19 protein-coding genes are annotated in these 20,965 nt (G+C 48.4%); 7 read left to right on the top strand and 12 right to left on the bottom strand.

The window, feature by feature from the left end; genetic code table 11:
- Positions 1-49: 49 nt before the first annotated feature.
- The 4 genes from BLW34_RS02870 to BLW34_RS02855 all read right to left on the bottom strand — a co-directional run bounded on the left by BLW34_RS02870 (position 50) and on the right by BLW34_RS02855 (position 6,941).
- Positions 50-1,357: a restriction endonuclease subunit S gene (locus tag BLW34_RS02870; protein WP_090575331.1), complete on the bottom strand. Its 1,308-nt coding sequence runs from the start codon at positions 1,355-1,357 to the stop codon at positions 50-52.
- Positions 1,347-3,566: an N-6 DNA methylase gene (locus BLW34_RS16740; protein ID WP_090575328.1), complete on the bottom strand. Its 2,220-nt coding sequence runs from the start codon at positions 3,564-3,566 to the stop codon at positions 1,347-1,349. Before BLW34_RS16740 ends, BLW34_RS02870 begins: the two co-directional genes overlap by 11 nt.
- Positions 3,567-3,657: 91 nt before the next feature.
- Positions 3,658-4,896: an alpha/beta fold hydrolase gene (locus tag BLW34_RS16000; RefSeq protein WP_177165937.1), complete on the bottom strand. Its 1,239-nt coding sequence runs from the start codon at positions 4,894-4,896 to the stop codon at positions 3,658-3,660.
- 296 nt (positions 4,897-5,192) lie between these two features.
- The gene (locus BLW34_RS02855) at positions 5,193-6,941 is read right to left on the bottom strand and encodes a DEAD/DEAH box helicase (protein ID WP_090575325.1); all 1,749 of its coding nucleotides are present in this window, start codon (positions 6,939-6,941) and stop codon (positions 5,193-5,195) included.
- A gap of 250 nt (positions 6,942-7,191) precedes the next feature.
- Between BLW34_RS02855 and BLW34_RS02850 the strand changes: the two genes are divergently transcribed.
- On the top strand, positions 7,192-7,575 hold the full coding sequence (locus BLW34_RS02850) for a VOC family protein (RefSeq protein ID WP_090575322.1): 384 nt from the start codon (positions 7,192-7,194) through the stop codon (positions 7,573-7,575).
- A gap of 128 nt (positions 7,576-7,703) precedes the next feature.
- On the opposite strand, the gene BLW34_RS02845 is transcribed toward BLW34_RS02850, so the two are convergent.
- From BLW34_RS02845 to crcB, 4 genes are all read right to left on the bottom strand, one after another.
- Positions 7,704-8,066 (bottom strand): hypothetical protein, encoded by a 363-nt coding sequence (locus BLW34_RS02845; protein ID WP_090575319.1) that lies wholly within the window; start codon positions 8,064-8,066, stop codon positions 7,704-7,706.
- A 342-nt stretch (positions 8,067-8,408) separates the two neighbouring features.
- The gene (locus tag BLW34_RS02840; protein ID WP_090575316.1) at positions 8,409-10,484 is read right to left on the bottom strand and encodes a PhoX family protein; all 2,076 of its coding nucleotides are present in this window, start codon (positions 10,482-10,484) and stop codon (positions 8,409-8,411) included.
- Positions 10,485-10,673: 189 nt separating this feature from the next.
- Positions 10,674-10,991, bottom strand: coding sequence for a DUF190 domain-containing protein (locus BLW34_RS02835; protein WP_090575313.1), 318 nt, complete (start codon positions 10,989-10,991; stop codon positions 10,674-10,676).
- Between the two features lie 18 nt (positions 10,992-11,009).
- Positions 11,010-11,393 carry a fluoride efflux transporter CrcB gene (gene crcB, locus BLW34_RS02830; protein WP_090575310.1) on the bottom strand — a complete coding sequence of 128 codons (384 nt, stop codon included), beginning with the start codon at positions 11,391-11,393 and terminating at the stop codon, positions 11,010-11,012.
- Positions 11,394-11,580: 187 nt separating this feature from the next.
- Here crcB and BLW34_RS02825 point away from each other — a divergent pair, with 187 nt between their 5' ends.
- On the top strand, positions 11,581-13,344 hold the full coding sequence (locus BLW34_RS02825; protein ID WP_090575307.1) for an ABC transporter transmembrane domain-containing protein: 1,764 nt from the start codon (positions 11,581-11,583) through the stop codon (positions 13,342-13,344).
- A 39-nt stretch (positions 13,345-13,383) separates the two neighbouring features.
- Here BLW34_RS02825 and BLW34_RS02820 read toward each other — a convergent pair whose 3' ends face one another.
- The 4 genes from BLW34_RS02820 to gpmA form a co-directional block, all read right to left on the bottom strand.
- Positions 13,384-14,151 carry a HesA/MoeB/ThiF family protein gene (locus BLW34_RS02820; RefSeq protein ID WP_090575303.1) on the bottom strand — a complete coding sequence of 256 codons (768 nt, stop codon included), beginning with the start codon at positions 14,149-14,151 and terminating at the stop codon, positions 13,384-13,386.
- 41 nt (positions 14,152-14,192) lie between these two features.
- Entirely contained in the window at positions 14,193-15,635 is a 1,443-nt protein-coding gene (locus BLW34_RS02815; RefSeq protein WP_090575301.1) for a S41 family peptidase, read from the bottom strand.
- A 46-nt stretch (positions 15,636-15,681) separates the two neighbouring features.
- On the bottom strand, positions 15,682-16,866 hold the full coding sequence (locus BLW34_RS02810) for a murein hydrolase activator EnvC family protein (protein ID WP_256203542.1): 1,185 nt from the start codon (positions 16,864-16,866) through the stop codon (positions 15,682-15,684).
- A 97-nt stretch (positions 16,867-16,963) separates the two neighbouring features.
- On the bottom strand, positions 16,964-17,713 hold the full coding sequence (gpmA, locus tag BLW34_RS02805) for a 2,3-diphosphoglycerate-dependent phosphoglycerate mutase (protein ID WP_090575295.1): 750 nt from the start codon (positions 17,711-17,713) through the stop codon (positions 16,964-16,966).
- Between the two features lie 364 nt (positions 17,714-18,077).
- On the opposite strand from gpmA, the gene BLW34_RS02800 reads away from it, so the two are divergent.
- The 5 genes from BLW34_RS02800 to BLW34_RS02780 all read left to right on the top strand — a co-directional run bounded on the left by BLW34_RS02800 (position 18,078) and on the right by BLW34_RS02780 (position 20,799).
- The gene (locus BLW34_RS02800) at positions 18,078-18,524 is read left to right on the top strand and encodes a rhodanese-like domain-containing protein (RefSeq protein WP_090575292.1); all 447 of its coding nucleotides are present in this window, start codon (positions 18,078-18,080) and stop codon (positions 18,522-18,524) included.
- 17 nt (positions 18,525-18,541) lie between these two features.
- A complete protein-coding gene (gene grxC, locus BLW34_RS02795; protein WP_090575289.1) occupies positions 18,542-18,799 on the top strand; it encodes a glutaredoxin 3 in 258 nt (85 codons plus the stop codon).
- Between the two features lie 63 nt (positions 18,800-18,862).
- Positions 18,863-19,339: a protein-export chaperone SecB gene (gene secB / locus BLW34_RS02790; protein ID WP_090542282.1), complete on the top strand. Its 477-nt coding sequence runs from the start codon at positions 18,863-18,865 to the stop codon at positions 19,337-19,339.
- A 15-nt stretch (positions 19,340-19,354) separates the two neighbouring features.
- Complete coding sequence (locus tag BLW34_RS02785) at positions 19,355-19,813, top strand: SH3 domain-containing protein (RefSeq protein ID WP_256203545.1); 459 nt, start codon at positions 19,355-19,357, stop codon at positions 19,811-19,813.
- A complete protein-coding gene (locus BLW34_RS02780; RefSeq protein WP_090575286.1) occupies positions 19,810-20,799 on the top strand; it encodes an NAD(P)H-dependent glycerol-3-phosphate dehydrogenase in 990 nt (329 codons plus the stop codon). The genes BLW34_RS02785 and BLW34_RS02780 overlap by 4 nt, the downstream gene beginning before the upstream one ends.
- The last annotated feature ends 166 nt before the right edge of the window (positions 20,800-20,965 follow it).

The following is a 20,965-nucleotide window of genomic DNA, read 5'->3' as shown; positions in this document are numbered from 1 at the left end:
GCCTAAATAAGCATCAGGCCCAGAACGACACGTAACGAGCGTAGCGTTTTTAAACGGTATCTACGGTTTCTGGCACGCGCAGTTCGTCAGAAAGGAGTTTGGGGAGAAGCGCATCGCGTAACTCTGCCAAAGTACGTCTTTGAGTGCTATTAGCTTTTATCTTTCCCATTAGGGGAGCAATCACAGCCTCAAACGCGGTCGCTACGGCTTGGAACGTGACGACGTGCACACCAGCAAACGTATCCCTGGTAATTGTGTCGAACACCGCTCCATGGCTATGTTGCTTGAGTGTTGCGACCAGTTCACGAGTGGCGTAATAGGTAAAAAATGTACTACCATCAAGGCCACGCAAACCATAGCAGGATTGGTTCATGGCCATTGGCATGCCTACCAATGCAACCTTTCCAACTGTACCACGGGCTGAGATTATGGTTGTTCCCACCGAAAGTATTCTTGCTGATGAGTTATCCAGGCCGGCTTGCGTAATCTTTTTTTCCGTATCAATGACAAAAACATCACTCTCTGCCGGAGCATCAACAACGGAAAACCAAGAGATGTCACCCCCCCAATACCCGGCTACGGAGGTTTTTGGAGTACCGCCTCCGATGATTTGGACTATTTCTGAGAATGGCTTCACCTCCCACCCCTCCGGAATCTCGCCGAGTTCGGAATCGACGAAACGGTCGGGGAAGAGGGCGAGGAGGTCGGGGGTGAGCCGTAAGCGGCGGCAGATGGATTCGGGCGACTCGCCCTGGGCTTTGGCGCGAACGGGGTCGAAGTCGACGAACCAGGACTTGAAGATCGCCCGCGCGATAGCTTCCAGCGTTTCGTTCATGCGGCGATTGAGTTCGATCTTTTTGTCAAACGAAATTGCTTTTTCAGCAATACTTCTCTGAGTATCTTTTGTTGGTAAAGATACTGGAATACCAACCATGTCTGCCCGTTTAATACTAGCTTGTACAGTAGTTACCAGACGCGCTTCTATGTCGTGCTGGAACTGTTTGCCACGCATGTAGTAAAACATATATACAGGGTCTACTAATTCCTCTTTAAATCGAATCCCCAGCACGTTCTGTGCAATAGCAACTATTGGGAAATCCGGTGTTAGTGTTACGCGAGCTGTTGTCCCTACAGTTGAGAACAATATATCCATAGGTTGCAGATAAGCACGAAACCATGATTTATAAGTTTCTTTTGAAACAAACTTGGTTCCCTCCAATAGTGGATAAATACCGCTTTCAGGCAAATGTTTTACCTCTAAAAGTGGTATACCAGAATCTGCTAACGGAGGTGTTTTGCCTCTGTTATCTATCCATTTTTCGACAAGTTCACCGAATGGGTATTCTTTATAATCCATAACCCAACCTCGCCAAATTCTCACGTATCACCGTTTCCAGCCGCGCGCTTTCGGTGAACTGCTCGTTCAGCTGCGCGGTGAGCCGCGCCATCTTGTCCTCAAACGGTTCGCCATCGGCTTCTTGCTCCGCTGCACCGACGTAGCGACCGGGGGTGAGTACGTAATCGTGCTTTCTGATTTCAGCCAGCGTGACGGATTTGCAGAAGCCGGGGATGTCTTGGTAGGTGTCTTGGTCTTTTCCCTCATCCGGCCCTTCGGGCCACCTTCTCCCAGCGGGAGAAGGGTGTATTGCGCCCTCTCCTTTTGGGAGAGGGTTGGGGTGAGGGCTCAGGGTGTCATAGATTTTCTGCAATACCGCTTCTGTATTTTGTAAGACGTCATTATTCCAGAAGCGCAGAACGGTTATGCCTTGGGATGCCAGAAATTCTGTTCTTTTATGATCTTGACCGATTGCTGACTCGGTATTGTGTTGACCTCCATCCAGTTCTATGGCGAGTTTCTTTTCATGGCAATAGAAATCGAGGATATAAGGCGCAACAGGATGCTGGCGGCGGAATTTGCAGTCGGCAATCTGCCGGTCGCGAATGAGCTGCCAGAGGAGGGATTCCGCATCGGTCTGGTTTTTTCGCAGCTCGCGGGCGTTTTCCAGCAGGTATTTCGGTAGTTTTTTCTCTTCACTCCGACTTTCTCCTTGGTTCTTTCCTCGGCCCTTATTCCGGCCCTCGCTTTGGCCCTCACCTTGGCCCTCACCCCAGCCCTCTCCCAGAGGGAGAGGGGGGGTAGTGCGCCAGGTGTGGAAGGTGTTGGCGATCTTGCGGATGTCTTCGGGCGCGAAGTCGCGCAGCACGCGGTCTTTCATGTAGCCGAGGTTGCGCGCGTCGATGAACAGGGTTGCGCCGCGGCGGTCGCGCGTTCTTGCCCCTGCACCCTCACCCCTAGCCCCTCTCCCGGAGGGAGAGGGGGATTTGTTCTTGGTGAGGAACCAGATGCAGGCGGGGATTTGGGTGTTGGTGAACAGCTGGCCGGGCAGCGCGACCATGCATTCGACCAAGTCGGCTTCGATGAGCGCCTTGCGGATTTCACCTTCGTTGTTGGTGTTGCTGCTCATGGAGCCGTTGGCGAGCAGCAGGGCCATGCTGCCATGCGGCGCCAGGTGGTGGATCATGTGCTGCATCCAGGCAAAGTTGGCGTTGCCCCCGGGCGGGATGCCGTATTGCCAGCGCGGGTCGTCGTTTTTCACGCCGGTGTTCCACTCCTTCATGTTGAACGGCGGATTGGCCATGATGTAGTCGGCGCGCAGGTCGGGGTGCTGGTCGCGGCTGAAGGTGTTGGCCGGTTCTTTGCCGAAGTCGAAGTCCATGCCGCGGATGGCCATGTTCATCGAGGCCAGGCGCCAGGTGGTGGGGTTGGATTCCTGCCCGTAGACGGCGATCTGGCCGATGCGGCCGCCGTGTTCTTCGACGAATTTTTCCGATTGCACGAAGAAACCGCCGGAGCCGCAGCAGGGATCGTACACGCGGCCCTGGTAGGGCTCGAGCATTTCGACGATCAGCGTGACAATGCTCTTGGGGGTGTAGTATTGCCCGCCCTTCTTGCCCTCGGCCATGGCGAACTCGCCGAGGAAGTATTCGTAGACGTGGCCGAGGATATCCTTGGCGTGGAGCGTGCCGTGCTTAAAGGGGATTTCCGCGATGAGGTCGATCAGACCCGGTAGCGCGGTGTCGATCTGTTTGCGGGCGTAGTCTTTTTCCAGCACGCCCTTGAGCTTGGGGTTTTCCTTTTCCACCGCTTCGAGTGCGTCGTCGAGCAGGCGGCCGATGCCGTTGAATTTGTAGTCGGAGGTCTTGCCGTTTTTGACCTGGAGCACGGTGCCGACCGCAACCTTGGCATGGGCCTGCAGGAAATCCCAACGCGCCAGCGCCGGCACCCAGAACACGTTCTTCTCGGTGTAGTAGTCACGGGCTTCGAGCTCCTGCTCGATCAGCTCCGCACCGTCATCGCCCAGGTAGTAGTCATGGTTCGGATCGGCAAACGCGGCTTGCAGCTCCGCGCGGCGTTCCTTGAACGCATCCGATACGTATTTGAGGAAAATGAGGCCGAGCACGACATGCTTGTAGACAGCAGCATCGAGCATGGGCAGCAACTTGTTGGCCATGGTCCACAGGCGTTTGTCGAGATCGTTGAGGAATTGCTGTTCTGCAAGGTTCATAGGGTTGCTGCATGGTTATGTTCATTCAAGGAGTGCCGATTTGAGCACTTGGCAACGCATGAGTCAAGCAGGCTATATTCAATACGGATATTCAAATGCGATTCTTCAACACCCAGCGATCAATCAGCTCGCACAGTTCATCAGGATGGGTGGCGGGCAACCAGTGTTCAGAGTCGACTGTGGCAAATTCTACTTGCGGTAATTGCTGCAGCAGGACTTGGGTGCGCTTTGGGTCGGTGATGCTGAGCCCGCCTGACTGGATGACGAGGGCAGGGCAACGCACCTCAGCAACGGGCAAGGGGCGCATGATTTCGATCAGGTTGTTAAGGTACTGCGCGGTCGGAATCACCTTGAGGTCATGCTTGGGTTTGCCATAGTCTGCCAGCATTGTTTTCAACTCGTCTGGGCCTGCTTGATGCACGCGGCGATCCAGCACCTGCAGGTCCAGCGTGCCGAGCTGGCGCCGATAGAAGCCGAGCCAGTTGAATAGTTTGATCAGCGCTACGGCAACACGCAGCAGCGGAATGAATGGCCGCAGCCGGGCGAGCACGCCAGTGACAGCTTCAGGGGCCATCGGTTCGATCAGCACCAGTCCAGCGCAGCGATCGGGATAGCGCGCGGCAAAGTTGAGCGCGATGTTGGCGCCGAGGCAGTGACCGACGATAATCGCGCGCGATTGCTGCTCGTGCTGCAGCAACTCAGCGATATCTTGACACCATTTCTCGATGTGTGCCGGGCCACGCCAAATCGATTCGCCGTGACCGCGCAGATCCGGGCGCAGCAGCAGCCGGCCGGCTGCTAGGCGGCTGTGCTGAGTGAAATACCACCAGCGGCTGGAGTTGCTAGCAGCACCATGCAGCAGCACGAGAGGCATGCTTTTTTCATTTTGTGCGGGTGTCCATCGCCGGTAGGTGAGCGTGACGCCGTCTTTACTCTGGAAATGCCGCTTTTCATCCATTTGCAGGCGTCCACTTTTTTTCAAGCGGCGATTGACCATCCAGTGATAGAGCCGCGACAGCAAGGGCCGAATCACTGGCAGACCGATTAACCAGGCGAGCGGTTTGAGTAGCGGCACCCGGGCCATCAGCACAATATAAGCATCCAGTTCAGAAACGATCCGCTGGTGTTCATCGTGAACATGCAGTTCGCTCAAGGCTTTGTGCGGATCGATGCCGATATCATGCAGGTGGGCGTCCTGCCCGGTAATATCGAACCAGCATACGTCCTCACCCCCTTTGCCTGCCAGTTTTTCATAATTTTGCCGATCCTTGATGCAAGCCGGGCAGGCGCCATCGTAATAGACCGTGATTTTTTTCTTTTCCTCTCCCATTAGCTACTTCCCCCTAATGAAAAGTCATCCGCCTGGTAGAATCATTACCGCTTGCGGGAGTTTGTCGAACCGCCAGACTGCGTCAATGCTGGTCTTCGACAGAGACTTAGACCGAACAGCATATTGGTAACTATGCGACTGGAACGGTTTTCTAGCCAGCCGTGAAAAAAGTTTTACACATAAAGAAGCACATTTGAAAGTGCATGGCTCATTTACATTCTAAATCAAAACCGGCTTTGCCAGGCTCCTTTGCGGAAACCTGAAGCGATGCAGGACGCAACCGCCTGAGGTTATCCTTAGTTTGCGCTATCGAGCACAATCAGTTTGCGTGTTGCGCGTGTCATGGCAACATATAACAGGCATGCTTCTTCTTCATTACTCGTGTCTGCGTCAGCTTGCATGTTTGCCGCGGGAATGGCGACCAGTGGAAATTCCAGTCCTTTGCTGCTGTGAAAAGTGAGCAGTCTGACGGTGTTCTGCTTTTCGCTAAATTGAATAGTGTCTTTCCAGCTAAAGGGAATTCCTGCACCAGTAAGCGCATTATTGATAGTCTTGCCTACGGGATCCCAGTGACGATAAAGAATCGCCATCTCCTTCCAGGGCATGCCGTCTTGATGGGCCGCTTTCAGTTGCTTAGTGATGTATCTTGCTTGTTCCTGAAGACTGGGGAGCTTGATCAGCAATGGTTTAGGACCTTGGCGTCCGGCAGAAACCGGCATCAGCCTCGGTGCACTGTCTTCGTCTGTTTCGGTGGGCGTGAGCAACTGTCTGGCAAATTGACCCGCAAATTGAAGAATTTCCTGGGTATTGCGGTAGTTGATTTTGAGTATGGTGGTTCGCCCTTGTGCCTGGATGCCCACGCTCTTAAAGCTGAAGTGGCGTTTTTCTTTTGTGTGGTAAATGGATTGAACGTCATCATACAGAACCAGCAGTGAATTCGTGCGTGCATCTACCATTTGGACTACCAGCTTGAGCCATTCCGGACGAAAATCATGGCCTTCATCGATTAACACTGCTTCGTACTGTCCAGAAGGAATGAGTTTGTTATCTACCGCGCGGATGAGCCGATTCACCATGTCATCCCAATAACCATCGCGCTCGCCATTTCCTTCAGGTAAGTCAACGTGATAAGTCGTGAGCTGGCGACGACACCAGGCATGGAAAGTATGGACATTGACTTTGCTGCCGATTTCTTTTTGCTGTATCCAATGTTCAAGGCGTTTGGCAAGTATCCTGTTATAGCAAAGTATCAGAATCGGTTTAGCGCAAACCTTGGCAAGATATTTTGCGCGGTAGCCGAGAATCAGCGTCTTACCAGAGCCCGCCACCCCGTGGATAACTCGATGACCTTCGCCAAGGCTGCGCGCAAGTTGTTCCTGCTGTAAATCCATGACTTGTAAAATATCCGGTAGCTCGCCAACCGGTTCTGTAGCACTGTTCAATAGCTCGTCCTGTTTTTCGGGTATCCGGATTTCCGGGAACATATGCCAGCGTATCCGATCCATCTGCGGCAGGCTCAGATTGCCATAACCACTCACGGTAAACATATCCCACAAGCGTTTCTGGAACACTTCCATCTCCACCGATTCAACCATTTCATCCTGACAGATGACACGGCGGGGTTCCAATACTTCACCTAAATCAGTGCTTTCAAACTGCTTGCGGCTGATATTGGGGAGCACCACTCCATACGTCCAGGGGAAGAGGAGCTGACCCTGCATCCGGCCATTGCTAAAAACCAGTTGCGGATCTCTTTGCAGCATATCGGCCACTGCCTGAGCATATTGACGAGCTTGTTCAAGCGGATTGCGCTTGTGTATCAATCCTTCGGGCATAAGCAAAGTCACATCCGTTTTGGTAATGACCTGGATGCTATCCCGTTTCCAGTCCTTGATTTCCAGAATCAGCAAGCCACGTTTGGGGTGCAGCACAATAAAATCCGGATGCCTCATCGATTGACCGATAGGGATGTCATACCAACAAAGGTAATCGTCTTCCAGCTTTGTTTCCAGACGCTGAGCGAAACGTCTTTCGCCGGCAGTCATGCGGGAAACGCAGCTAGAGTAGCTAGGGATTAAAGTAGTCATGTTTTTATTAACGGCGATTACAACCTTTTTTTAGCGCCAAGAGCATTCCAACTTTTTAAAGAAAGGTGTTTTTTGAGTTGCGTAATTGAACATTACCGCCTGAGCGATGGTGCTTCTTTCGTTGTTGACGCAGAATTGGTGATATTCTAAAGGAGAAATTCTAACCTGGAAGGCTTCCCGGTTAAATCTCTTGTGAAAGGAGCGCGTTATGACGATTACACTCAACCATACTATTGTTCCGTGTTTTGATAAGCAGGCATCCGCAGCGCTTTATTGCAGACTATTTGGCTTTGAATATTTGGGTAATTTTTCTCGTTTCATCGTGGTGCGCGTGAATGATACGCTGTGTCTGGATTTTGATAACAGGGAGAAATTTGAATCCCATCATTATGCATTTAAGGTTTCCGAGCAGGAATTTGATGAAATATTTGCGCGCCTGCAAGCGGAAAAGCTCAAATATGGCAGCGGCCCCGGCGAGGCCGAGAATATGACAATCAATCATAATTATGGTGGGCGCGGAGTTTATTTCTGTGATCAGAATGGCCATCTGCTGGAAATGCTGACCGCAGATTATGAAATGCCGCCTCAATAATTGCTGTCATCGAGCTGTGCGTTACTCACGTTAGTCTGGGCACCCAAGGAATGCTGCGGACGGAGAATTGGCTGATGAGAGGAGGCCTATATCCTTTGTCATGTAATCTTTTCTTGGCAAGGCACACCTCACTGAATACGGCCAGCGGATAGGTTATCCTCAAGCGCCCTGGAATACGCCAGCGAAACTTCTTCGATAACTGATGATATATCTGCGTTGGCACCAGTAATATCTGCTAGAGGCACGCCACGCAGAATAGCCATCCAATACAGCAGCTCTATCATTTCCGCTGCAATGCATGCTGAACAAATCCCTGATCCCGACGGCATTTCCAATGATTTTGAGTCTGGATTATGATCTTCTTTCACCGCGTCAGCGAGAGGATTGGTCAGCTTAGCAATTGCTTTTGCTGTAGCAACATTGACATTGCCTGGATTGAGTATAGGAGCAGATTTGAACGCTTTATTGTTAGGGGGAGTTGAAAATGCCATTTTTTTCTCTTTTCGTTAGTTTTTCATCAATAAATGCGTCATAACCCTTAGAGGAGACGCAAGCTTTGGTTGGTAGTACGTCATCATCTCTCTTGATCCAGCTTGTGTGCTATAGATTGCAAGTGACCGATGATGATTACAAGATAACTGATCCAGATTGGATCATCTGTGAGAAAAATCACACCAAGTGGTGCCTATGGCCCAATTGCCAATTAGTCCGACCAACTGGCCTCTTTGATTCGTCCTCCCTGAAAGCAACATTGCACACCACAGCTGGGATAGCGGCAGGCAGAATCAAGGCCATGCTAATCTGATTCTGCCATCATTTGCTGCTAGCAATGCTTACATGCCTACTACACCGCCATCTTCACGGGATACGACTACTGTGGCGGAACGTGGACGCGCGCCGCTGGGATTAACCACTACAGCTGGCTCGCCGGGATGTCTGAAGACTTTGCCATTATCCGGCCAGTTACTGGTAAAGCTGTTTGCGCCGGATCGGTCTCCAGGGTGTTGCAAGTTGACAAACAAGGATTTGCCATCGGGGGTTGAGGTGATACCAGTTACCTCACAGTCCTGTGGTCCCACCAAGAAACGTTTGATTTCGCCGGTAAAGGGATGGGCGGCCAGCATCTGGTTGTTGCCAAAAGGACCGCTACTTTGTTGTGAGCCGCTCATGTCGGTCTGAATCCAGAGAATGCCATTTTGATCAATCCAGAGACCATCTGGACTGGCAAAGATATTATCCTGAGTCAAGGCGAGGCCGCCTTGCTCTGGCAGAATCTGACTGTCAGTTTCAGGGCCAGCCAGCACGAAAATATCCCAAGTGAATTGGGTTGCCCAGGGGCGATTGCCTTCCTCGCGCCAGCGGATGATATGGCCATAAGGATTGGGGGCCCGTGGATTGGCGGCATCAATGGTACCTGCACTGCGGCTGCTGTTGTTGGTCAGGGTCATGTAGACTTCACAGGTTTGCGGATGCACCGTACCCCATTCTGGCCGATCCATTTTGGTTGCGCCTACCACATCGGCTGCCAAGCGGGTATTGACTAGGACATCGGCTTGATCCATGAAGAAAACACTCTTGCTGAGTGACATGGCATGAAAATACGGATCATTGATATCCAGCGCGAGCCATTCTCCCGTACCATCATCGTTAAAGCGGGCTGCATACAGAATGCCTTCATCCAGAATATCCCCATTGATCTCTTTGCTGTAGCGAGCCTTGGTGACGAATTTGTAAATATACTCATTTTGCGCATCGTCACCCGAGTAGAAAACGACTGGCTGGCCGAGTTGTGGCGGTGCGACCCAGCAACCTTCATGGGCAAATCGACCCATGGCGGTACGCTTGATGGGCTTGCTGTTGGGATTGAATGGATCGATTTCCACAATCCAGCCGTGTCCATTGGCTTCGTTCCGATAATCCTCGTTTGCACTGCTTCCTTTTACCGATATGTCGAAGCGAATGTGCTCATCAGCGCCACTTTGTGCAGTTTCCCAGCGGTAACGGCCATTATGGGTACTGACTCCATAGCGACTGTGTTCTCTGGGAAGACTGGCCCGATTAACAAAATAGCCCGCCCAATTTTCTTCGCAGGTCAGGTAAGTTCCCCAAGGGGTATAACCACTACCACAGTTGTTGATAGTACCGCGTGCTTCGATTCCAGCAGGACTATACTTGGTTTTGACCAGATCGCTGCCGCGAACGGGGCCTCTGATTTCCATGGGTGTGCCTGCGGTGATGCGGCGGTTATAAAGTCCATTGATGATCCGCCAGTTACCGTCTGTGTCTTTACTGATTTCGACGATGCTGACACCATGTGCGGCAATTTCCTTGCTGACTTCATCAGCTGGACGTTGTCCAGCGATCAGGCTGGGGCCATGGGTATGCAGCACATTTTGGTCGACGTATTCATGATTGACAGTCAGCAAACCATGAGTGTTGGGGTTATCTTCAAATGGAAAATAATGCATCCCATCGTGATGCGCGCCGACTTGCTGTTCCTGATCAGCACCGGAGTTGGATGCATCCGGAGCATAAGCAGGGTAACTGCCGGTAATGGGGGTGCCCCAAGGAATCACGGTTTGTGCTTTATAGCCAAGTGGGATAGTAACGGTATCAGAGCGCGTGATGGGGATGGCATTGAAACCTAAAGTAGGGTTCAATACAAATGGCGGGTTAGGTGATTGTGTGAATTTTGTGGCGATTGAGGCGCTTGATGCTGCCTCGGCCTGAGTCGTTAACTCTGGTAAACCGAACATGCCTGCCACTGCTATACTCAGACTACCGGTCAGCATTTGCCGGCGTGACAATCTTTTCTCAAGGAGGGTTGAAAAATGGGGATTGTCCGAATGATTGCTCATGGGTTCATCCCCATGATCGCTTTCCACGCTATTGTTATCTTTATCGCTCATATCTGTCCTCACTTCAAATAGGAATAGGGAGCAAGGAGTTATAAACGATGAAGATGTTATTTTTGTGACATTTTTGTAACGAAAAGATTGCCAGCGCTCGGTAAAAGAGCGGCTTTCATTAGGCAACGTTTTAACATGAATAAAGATTCAATGACGCTGGATCCGCTCCAGAGAAAGGATAATATTCCGTCAGTTTTCTCCGCTCATGCCATATTCAATAGGTGTTTTGATGAAGAAGACATTGATTCCTTCTTCGCGTAGCCGGGTGAGCATGCGCTCAACATCTGCTGCACTGAGCGCCATTGTGACTTCAATGGGTTGATCACTCAGCTCAAAGAAATGTGCTGAATGCAGCTTGCCGTCATGACCAAATCCTTCGGCTGCGACAAACAAGGTGGCCCCCCTGATGCCAAGTTTACGCGCTTCCTGCAATAACCACTCGCCTAAGGGTAAACCACCATGTTGGCGGGACTGCTGGGTAAGAAAAGTTAATTGATAGCCGCGCATAATCTTGTTTCCTTGAATTTAGGCGTTCCTGAACAGTGAAATCGTCGCTAGCCCGAGCATCGTCATCAACAATGATCCCATCACATGTAAGCCGATGGCGCCGGCTGCCCAGAGTAGCCGCCCCTGTTGAATGAGTGTCACTATTTCTGCAGAAAAGGTGGAGAAAGTGGTGAGTCCACCCAGGAAACCGGTGATGATGAATAAGCGCCACTCGGGCGCCAGTTCGGGATGATTGGCAAATAGAGCAAGCGCCACTCCGATCAGATAACCGCCGATGAGATTGGCGAAGAGGGTTCCCGGTGGAATGGCTGGAAACAGCGCATTGAACGAAATTCCAAGAAACCAGCGTAGTACGGCGCCCAGCGATGCACCAATGCAGATGGCGAGTATGGAATGAAACATTAACTTGTATGATTGTGAGTAGTGATTAATTTACTGGTGTTTGCAGATGATATGTTGTACAACCATTAAATAGGCGGATTCAGTATTCTAGCTGGTATGGTGCCGCCGATAAGTCCATTATCTATGATTATATCTGTGTTATCCGAAAGCTGATTAGCTCACTTTATTTCTTACCGATTTTCTTCAAATGATTAAGATGTTGCATGCCCTGCGCGATAGCTGGCAGAAAGCCAGAAAGGTGGTGACCTTTATTGCACCCTACAAACGGCAAGTCGCTTTCAGCCTAGTGGCGCTCTTATTTACAGCAACGATTATGCTTTCGATCGGGCAAGGCATCCGGTTATTGATCGATCGTGGCTTGGCGACCCAATCAATTGAGCTGCTGACGCAGTATATGGTTATTTTTATTTTGCTCATTGTCGCGCTTGCTGTGGGGACCTTTACTCGCTACTACTGGGTGACCTGGCTGGGTGAGCGTGTGGTAGCTGACATTCGCTGTAAGGTATTCGATCATTTGATCAATTTGCATCCTGGTTTTTTTGAGAATAATCGCAGCCTCGAGATTCAATCGCGCCTGACTGCGGATATGACCTTGCTGCAATCCGTTATTGGCTCATCCGTTTCTGTCGCCTTGCGCAATCTCGTGATGCTGATCGGTGGAATTGTCTGGTTATTTATAACCAATACCAAATTGACAGCGCTGGTGTTGATCAGCGTACCGCTGGTGGTGGCGCCTATTTTGGTGTTTGGCCGCAGGGTGCGGCGTCTGTCCCGTCAAAGCCAGGACAGAATTGCAATAGTGGGCGCCTACATTGGAGAGATTCTGGGGCAGATAAAGACCGTGCAAGCCTATAACCATCAGGAGATCGATAAAGATATCTTTCATCGATATGTCGAAGATGCCTTTGCCATAGCCAAGCAACGCACCACTCAGCGTGCCATGCTGATTACCGTGGTCATCATGTTGGTGTTCGGCGCAGTCGGTTTGATGCTTTGGGTGGGCGGGATGGATGTGATTGCAGGGCAGATTAGTGGCGGTGAATTGGCGGCATTTATTTTTTACAGCATTATCGTGGGTTCTGCAGTAGGCTCGATCTCGGAAGTGCTGGGAGAGCTTCAGCGCGCTGCGGGTGCCGCTGAACGTACCGTGGAGTTATTGTCTGCTCCCAGTGAAATAGTGTCTCCAGCAAGCCCGAAATCTTTGCCGGTCTTAACGGGGCGCATCGAAATAGAACGATTGTGTTTTGCTTATCCTTCCCGTCCTGAGGTGCTTGCTATCAACGAATTGTCACTGACTATTAGGGCAGGTGAGATGTTAGCTTTGGTCGGTCCATCCGGAGCAGGAAAGTCGACCTTGTTTGATTTGCTATTACGTTTCTTTGATCCTCAATCTGGTGGCATAAGGCTGGAAGGTATCGATATCCGTCAGTTGGAAATCACAGCCTTACGAGCTTGTTTTGCGCTGGTCTCACAAAATCCGGTCTTGTTTTATGGCAGTATCAGCGACAACCTTCGCTATGCCTGCCAGGACGCAACGGATGCGGAAGTGGAAGCCGCCGCCAAAGCAGCCTTTGCACATGAGTTTATCGTTAGTCTTCCCGAAGGGTATCAAACACATTTGGGTGATACAGGATTGGGATTGTCAGGCGGGCAGAAGCAGCGAATTGCCATTGCCCGTGCGATTCTGGCCGGTGCGCCGATTTTGTTGTTGGATGAAGCAACCAGTGCGTTGGATGCGGAAAGTGAATACTGGGTACAACAGGCGCTGTCTCAATTGATGGCACACCGTACCACGATAGCGATTGCGCATCGTTTGAGTACTGTAAAATCAGCAGATAGGATCGCAGTCCTCAATCATGGATATTTAGAAGCACTCGGCACACATGCGGAGTTGATGGCAACCAGTGAGCTCTATGCGCGATTGGCATCGTTACAATTTCATATGCAATGAGTGGGTGGTGTGGTGACACGTAAACTAATTTGCCAGCTTTCAGTAGGTTTTTCTTGCTGCGCTGCAGTTGCATGCTTCGCATGCAGGATCTTTTTTTAAGTTGATTGTTCGCCATTTCATGGTCAGCCCATCAAGTATCAGCAAACGACCATTAAGCGTTTCGCCTATGCCCAGCAAAACCTTGATCGTTTCTGCTGCCTGAGTGCAGCCTATGATACCGGCCAGGGGTGCAAATACGCCCATTACAGCGCAATTGGGATCATCATCTTCGCCAGAAACGGGAAAAAGACAATGATAACAAGGACTGTTGGCATAACGCAGATCAAATACCGAGACTTGGCCGTCAAAGCGTACAACAGCACCTGAGATCAGCGGTTTTTTCTGAATGATACAAGCTTGGTTGATGGCATGGCGGGTGACAAAATTGTCGCTGGCATCTACCACGGCATCAACGGAAGAGAGCAGATGCAATAGAACCTCTTCAGTTACCTGTTTCTGTAAGGTCGTGATTTCAATCTCTGGATTGATATGATGCAGGGTTTTTCGGGCGGAAGCCGTTTTGGGCAGGCCGATCGCGTCGGTGTTGTGAATGATTTGCCTTTGTAGATTGGTGAGATCGACGTTATCTTTATCGCAGATGACGATTTTTCCGATACCACTGGCGGCAAGATACAACGCGGCGGGTGAGCCAAGCCCCCCCGCCCCAATGATCAGGACGCTTGATTGCGTTAACTTTTCTTGTCCCCGTACATCGATTTGGGGCAGCAAAATATGGCGACTATAACGCAATAGCTGATTGTCATTCACGGCCCTCCCACCTCACTTTTTCAGCTATTGCTTTTTATATTTCAGGAACTCGCTGCTTTTTTAGCAGTTTTTGTAGACTTTCTTTTTGAATCTGCCTCAATTCCCTTTAGATGCTTAATGGCTTTGGTGAGCAAAAGGTCATCACTCGAGCCAAACTCCATGGGGGCACTCTTTTTCTTAGTTGTAGATTTTTTACTTTTGGGTTTATCTTCAGATCCATTGGGTTCTTTTGCGCGGGTAACATCATCTCCATTATTCCCCTCATTTTGGTTACTACGCAGATGCCGGGTAAGATCTGATTCACGCAATTGCCGGGATGCATCATCCGTTTCATCGACTATATCCGGCGTAATCCCCTTAGCCTGAATAGATTGTCCGTTAGGTGTGTAGTAACGCGCTGTTGTCAGCTTGATTGCTGTATTGTTGCCAAGGGGAAGAATAGTCTGTACTGAACCTTTGCCAAAAGTTTGGGTACCCATGACGACAGAGCGCTTGTGATCCTGCAGGGCACCTGCGACAATTTCAGAGGCCGAGGCTGAGCCCCCGTTTACCAGTGTGATCATAGGTACCGTTTTAATTTCCGACGGTAATCCTGTTAAATAATCCTTACCTGGATTACGCAAGTAATATTCAGGGCTAGCCATGAGTCGCATTTTTGCATCGCTTGTACGCCCCTCTGTATAGACGACGAGTGCGTTGGTTGGAAGAAATGCGGCTGATACGGCCACAGCACTGTTTAGCAATCCGCCGGGATCATTTCGTAAATCAAGCACAAGTCCTTTCATGGGAATTTTGCTTTCTTTGAATAATTTTTCAATCGCCTGAGCTAAATTTTCACCTGTATGTTCTTGAAATTGTGTGACACGTAAATAACCGTAACCAGGCTCAATTAACTTGGCTTTGACGCTTTCGATTTTGATAATGGCGCGAACTAATGTGAATACTAGGGGTTCAGCTTCACCTTCCCGAGCGATCGTAAGTGTAATCGAGGTGTCAGGCTTACCACGCATGCGCTTGATAGCCTCGTTGAGTGTCATGCCTTTAACCGCGGTATCATCCAGTTTGATAATCAGATCACCTGTTTTGATGCCGACCCGGAATGCGGGAGTATCCTCAATCGGCGAAATGACTTTGACCAAACCATCTTCCATGGTAACTTGGATACCGAGTCCACCAAATTCGCCTTGTGTGCCAATTTGTAGTTCCTTGTATTCCTCGCTATCCAGATAGGCAGAATGCGGATCCAAGCCAACCAGCATGCCGTTGATGGCTTCAGTAATAAGTTTTTTGTCCTCGACGGGTTCCACATAATCGCTTTTAATGCGACCAAATACCTGTGTAAAGGCACGTAACTCTTCGATTGGGAGAGGAGGCAACTCTGCTTGGAGCGCTTTATCGGCTACAGCGGAAAAGTTGAGACTGATCAACACCCCGGCAGCAACACCGGAGAGGACTAAACTGAGTTTTTTAACAAAATTATGCATCACGTATTCTCCGCACCTATCAACTTTACAATTTTTACCATAAATTTCATTCTATTTTTACCCAGGTTAATGGGTCAAATGGTTTACCCTGGTGTCGCAATTCAAAGTATAAACCCGATTCACGATTACCACCGCTGTTTCCTACAGTCGCAATCGTGTCGCCGCTCCGAACCCGATCACCAACACGTTTGTAGATAGTTTCATTGTAACCATAAAGACTCATGTAGTTATTGCCATGATCCAAAATCATAAGGTTCCCAAAGCCACGCAACCAATCAGCAAATACAACTTGTCCGTTCGCTATGGCTTTTACCTCATTACCATTTTGGGAACGAATAAATAATCCTTTCCATTTAATTCCTCCATCTTGCCGTGGACTGTCAAAACGATTGACAAGTTCCCCTCGTACCGGTAATCGTAGCTGTCCTCTGAGCGATGCAAATGAACTTCCCTTCACAGAAGAATCAGGAAGCAAGCGGTTATGAAGCGAGGATGGAGATGATTTATGAGCAGAAGGAGGGGAGGATTTTTTTTGAGTGAGTAGTCTATTGATTTCTTTTACCAGGTTGGATAGGCGTTGCTCATCACTTTTGAGTTTGCTGATTTCTTGTTGTTGCTGGGTAATTTTTTCGGAGAGGTTTGCAAGAATTTTTTCACGTTTGCTTTTTTCTTGTTCCAGCTGATGCTTTCGGTTGGTCTGCTCAGTTTGAATCTTTACGATCTCTTCTCTTTTTATGTGACTCTCGTCAGCTAATATGTCTAGCCGTTCAAGCTGAGTACGTAGGGTATCAATGTTTTCAGAGCGTGCTCGCTTTAGGTATCCATAGTAATGAAGATTGCGTGCTATTTGATTGGGATCTTGCTGCCTGAGTAGCAACCGCATGTAATCCTGCTGTCCCTTTAGGTATTGATAGTAAAGCATTTTACCGAGCTGCTCTTGCTGCACTTTAATCTGGCTTTGAATTTGTTTGGATTGATCCAGTAATTGATCGAGACTGCTATTGGCGTCAATCTGTTGTTGAGCAAGCGTAGCCAAGATTCGGTTAGTTTCGCTGATGGCACGTTCCGAGTCGCGTAGAGCATCTGCTGCTTCAGTTTTAGATGTTTCCTTGTTGGCCAGATCTTGTTGTAAGGCTTTAATGCGATTTTGTAATTGCTTTAAGTTTTCTTTGCTCGCTTGGGGATTGGCATATAGTTGGCCTGTGCATATCAGAGCTAAAAGAAGCATCATGATTCTGCACAGTGTAACACTTGCACTGTAACACATGGTTTATTTCAAATATCGTGCAAAATGTATATGAATCCGAGATTTTCTAGGGTACGCTAAGTTAAACATTTGCTTTAGCCTGGTTTGCTACAGCTGACGTGGCTTCTTCAATTTCGGCTGAGTTGCCGAGATAGTAGCTGCGCATGGATTTTAAATTATCGTCGAGCTCATAAATCAGGGGAATACCCGTAGGTATGTTGTAGTTAAGAATATCCTGATCTGAAACATCATCAAGATACTTGATGAGTGCTCGCAAGGAATTACCATGCGCCACAATGATTGCTCGTTGCCCCGCTTGGACTTGAGGTGCAATAGTTTGGTTCCAAAAAGGTAAAAATCTAGTAATCGTATCTTTGAGGCTTTCGGTCAGAGGGATGTCCTGTTTGGATACGTTGCTATAACGAAGATCCAATCCAGGGTAGCGTTCATCATCAGTTGTAAGGGCTGGAGGCTGAATGTCGTAACTGCGCCGCCATAGCAAGACTTGCTTATCGCCGTAGCGGGTAGCTGTTTCTGCTTTATTCAATCCTTGCAAAGCCCCGTAATGCCGCTCATTCAGTCGCCAGGTAAGATTAATTGGAACCCACATCTGGTCCATTTGATCAAGTGTGATCCAGAGCGTACGTATGGCGCGTTTTAGCACTGAAGTATAAGCAATATCAAAGATAAATCCATTTTCTCGTAAAAGCCGGCCAGCAGAGCTGGCTTCTTCCAGTCCCTTGGGTGTTAAATCTACGTCTGTCCAGCCGGTAAAACGATTTTCCTTATTCCAAATGCTTTCTCCATGACGCAGGAGAACGAGTTTTTTCATGTTGACCTTCAAAAGAAGAAGCTAGTAGTTTGTAAAAGCGACTGATGTACCAGAATTTTATTATATTTTGACAAAGAACGCAGCATGTTGCAGTGATCTTCATTTTTTGTTGTTTGTATTAGATCATTTCGTAATCATATAAAAAATATAGTTGTATTTCTGTTTGGGTAACGCTCTCTCTATGTATGTATATGTATGCAAGTTTCAGTGGAGATCTTGGATCCAATATCGTAAGGTGCTCTAAGGGTTATCGGAATCTCCATGATGACTTATAGTGTTGTCTTGCTATCATCGCTGACAGATTTTTTTAAAGATGGAGATTCTTGAATACTTTGCTAAAATAACAGGTTATTAAAAAAGCCGAATGGCAAAACTAAAACGGGCGCTTACTTCTATGGAACCAACCTTTTTACAGGAAAATATTTTTTTCATTATTGCTGCTATTATGAGTGGTGGAATGCTGTTATGGCCAATGATTTCACGCAACTCTGCCAAAGAAATAGATGTTCAGCAAGCGATCAGGTTTATTAATTACGATAATGCACTAATACTTGATGTTAGGGATGATAGTGAGTATGCTGAAGGGCATCTTCCTGATTCTAAACATATTTCTTCTGAGAAGATAGATGAAAGTTGGCATGAGTTAGAGAAATTCAAGGACAGACCCATCGTTGTGATATTTCGACCTGGGTTGCGTGCCGGTCATGCTGGTGCGGTTTTGCGTAAGAATGGCTTTAAGAAGGTTTACAATCTTAGTGGTGGGATCGATACGTGGCGACGAGAAAATCTTCCAATGGTAAAAAATCGCTAAACAGGTAGGAAGAGGATATGGCAAAGGTGGTCATGTATGTATCGGGTTATTGCCCTTACTGTACAATGGCAGAGAAATTATTGCGATCCAGGGGCGTTGAGGAAATAGATAAGATCAGGGTTGATTTGCATCCTGATCAGCGCGCTGAAATGATAAGAAAAACTGGGCGTCGAACCGTTCCCCAAATCTATATTGGGGAGACGCACATAGGAGGCTATGATGATCTTGCGCGACTCGATCAGCAGGGAGGCGTCATAAAACTGCTATCAGCCTAATTTCTTAGTGATGTTTTATCATTTAATAATCTTTATTATCAATTATTCCAATTGGAATCTAACATGAGTGAGCAGCAGCCAGTATTTGCTATTGAGAAAATTTATGTCAAGGATCTTTCTCTTGAAATTCCAAATGCACCGCATATTTTTCTTGACCGGGAAGTTCCTGAGATTAACTTGCAGTTGAGCACTCAAGATGCCTGTATTGAGGGGGATATATACGAGGTTATGTTGACGATCACTGTTACTGCCCGAGTTAAGGAGAAAACCATGTTTCTGGTTGAGGCTCACCAGGCAGGGATCTTTCGGATACGTAACGTGCCGGGAAATGAGATTAATCCTGTGTTGGGTATCGTATGTCCAAATATCTTATTTCCTTATTTGCGCGAAACTGTATCGGATATCGTGACACGCGCAGGTTTTCTCCCAGTTATCCTTAATCCCGTCAATTTTGAGGCGATTTATCATCAGAAAAAACAGCAGGCCGAATCAGAAATCGGGGTGGGTCAAAAAACATCTGAAACAGAAAGCGTGCACTAGAAGGAGGTCTACTTGGTGCAAAGAAGGGGCTTGGTCGGAAGTTTCTTTCTGTTTTTTTTGCTTGTTTTTCCGCGTTGGAGTGTAGCTACAGAAACAGAATTTTTCTCTATCTCGGAGAATGCTGTCGTAATGTATGACGCTCCCTCGCTGAATGCTGAAAAATTATATGTGGCAAGCCTTCATTTGCCACTAGAAGTAGTAGCAAAAGTTGAAGGTTGGGTTAAAGTACGCGACAGTAGTGGCGCGATTGCATGGATAGAGAAGAAATTCCTAAGTGATAAGCGCTTTGTAATTGTGACAGCTCCATTTGCTGATGTATATCAGTCAGCGGATGTTCATTCACCTCTTGTTTTTCAGGTCGAAAGGAATGTGGTTGTAGAATGGTTAAGTTCCGACATCGCTGGTTGGGTTAAAGTACGACGCCGGGATGGTCAAGTTGGTTATATCAGATCTAATCAGGTCTGGGGCTCATGAAGATTGCAATATTGGGTGCGGGTGCTTGGGGCACAGCATTGGCTATCAATCTTTCTGCAAGTCATCAGGTCACATTGTGGACGAGAGATTCGGGTCAACTGGCTGAACTTGTATCGCATCGGGTCAATCGGCGGTATCTTCCCCGTTTATTTTTGCCTGATTCCTTGAGATTGACATCAGAGCTTGATTCTGCTGTTAAAGCTGCTGAATTTATTCTGATGGCTATCCCTGTTGCTGGATTGCGTGAGTTATTGCAGAAAATTAGAGGAACAGGTAGAGCATTACCAGTAATTCTTGGGTGCAAGGGTTTTGAGGTACAGTCAGCAATGCTGCCCCATCAAGTAGTGCGGGAGGTATACTCTGCAACAGCGCCTTATGGTATTTTGTCAGGCCCAAGCTTCGCACAAGAAGTGGCGCGGGGATTGCCTACAGCACTAACATTGGCGTCAGATGACGATACGTTTTCTAAATATATTATTGGTGAAATTCACACAGCCTACTTACGTATTTATTCGAGTAGCGATGTGGTTGGTGTGGAAACGGCTGGAGCAATAAAAAACGTTATTGCTATAGCTGCAGGGATTTCTGATGGATTGAAGCTGGGTAATAATGCGCGCGCTGCATTGATAACTCGTGGTTTAGCAGAAATTACGCGTATGGGCGTGGCGTTAGGGGGGTGTAGAGAGACATTTATGGGGTTGGCTGGAATTGGCGATCTGATATTAACTTGTACCGGCGACATGTCGCGTAACCGGCAAGTAGGGATGATGCTGGCTGCTGGCCAATTGCTACCTGAGATTTTACAGAAAATCGGGCATGTGGCAGAAGGGGTGCATACGGCGCGAGAGGCAGAGCAAATGAGTCGGCGCTTAAAGATTGAGATGCCTGTGACAGAAGCGGTGTGTAGTATTATTTATGATGACGTGCCTGCTGAAAGGGTTGTTAAAAAAATTCTCGACCGTGAACCAAAAACAGAGTTTGGTTAATTATTGATGCTTGGAATGAACTGTGACGCATTGAGTAAATGTGTATTTTTAAAATCTATTGGTACTTATTTTTTAATATGAGATTTTGCCGAGTTTGGGTTTGGTTTCCTTGGCTCTTACTTGCTGCTCTTTAAGAGATTATCTCTATATTTGTGGATTTGTGGTT

Origin of the sequence: Nitrosomonas sp. Nm58 (genome assembly GCF_900107335.1) — a bacterium.
In the GTDB taxonomy this organism is placed as follows: domain Bacteria; phylum Pseudomonadota; class Gammaproteobacteria; order Burkholderiales; family Nitrosomonadaceae; genus Nitrosomonas.
This window is presented reverse-complemented; position numbering and strand designations above follow the sequence as displayed.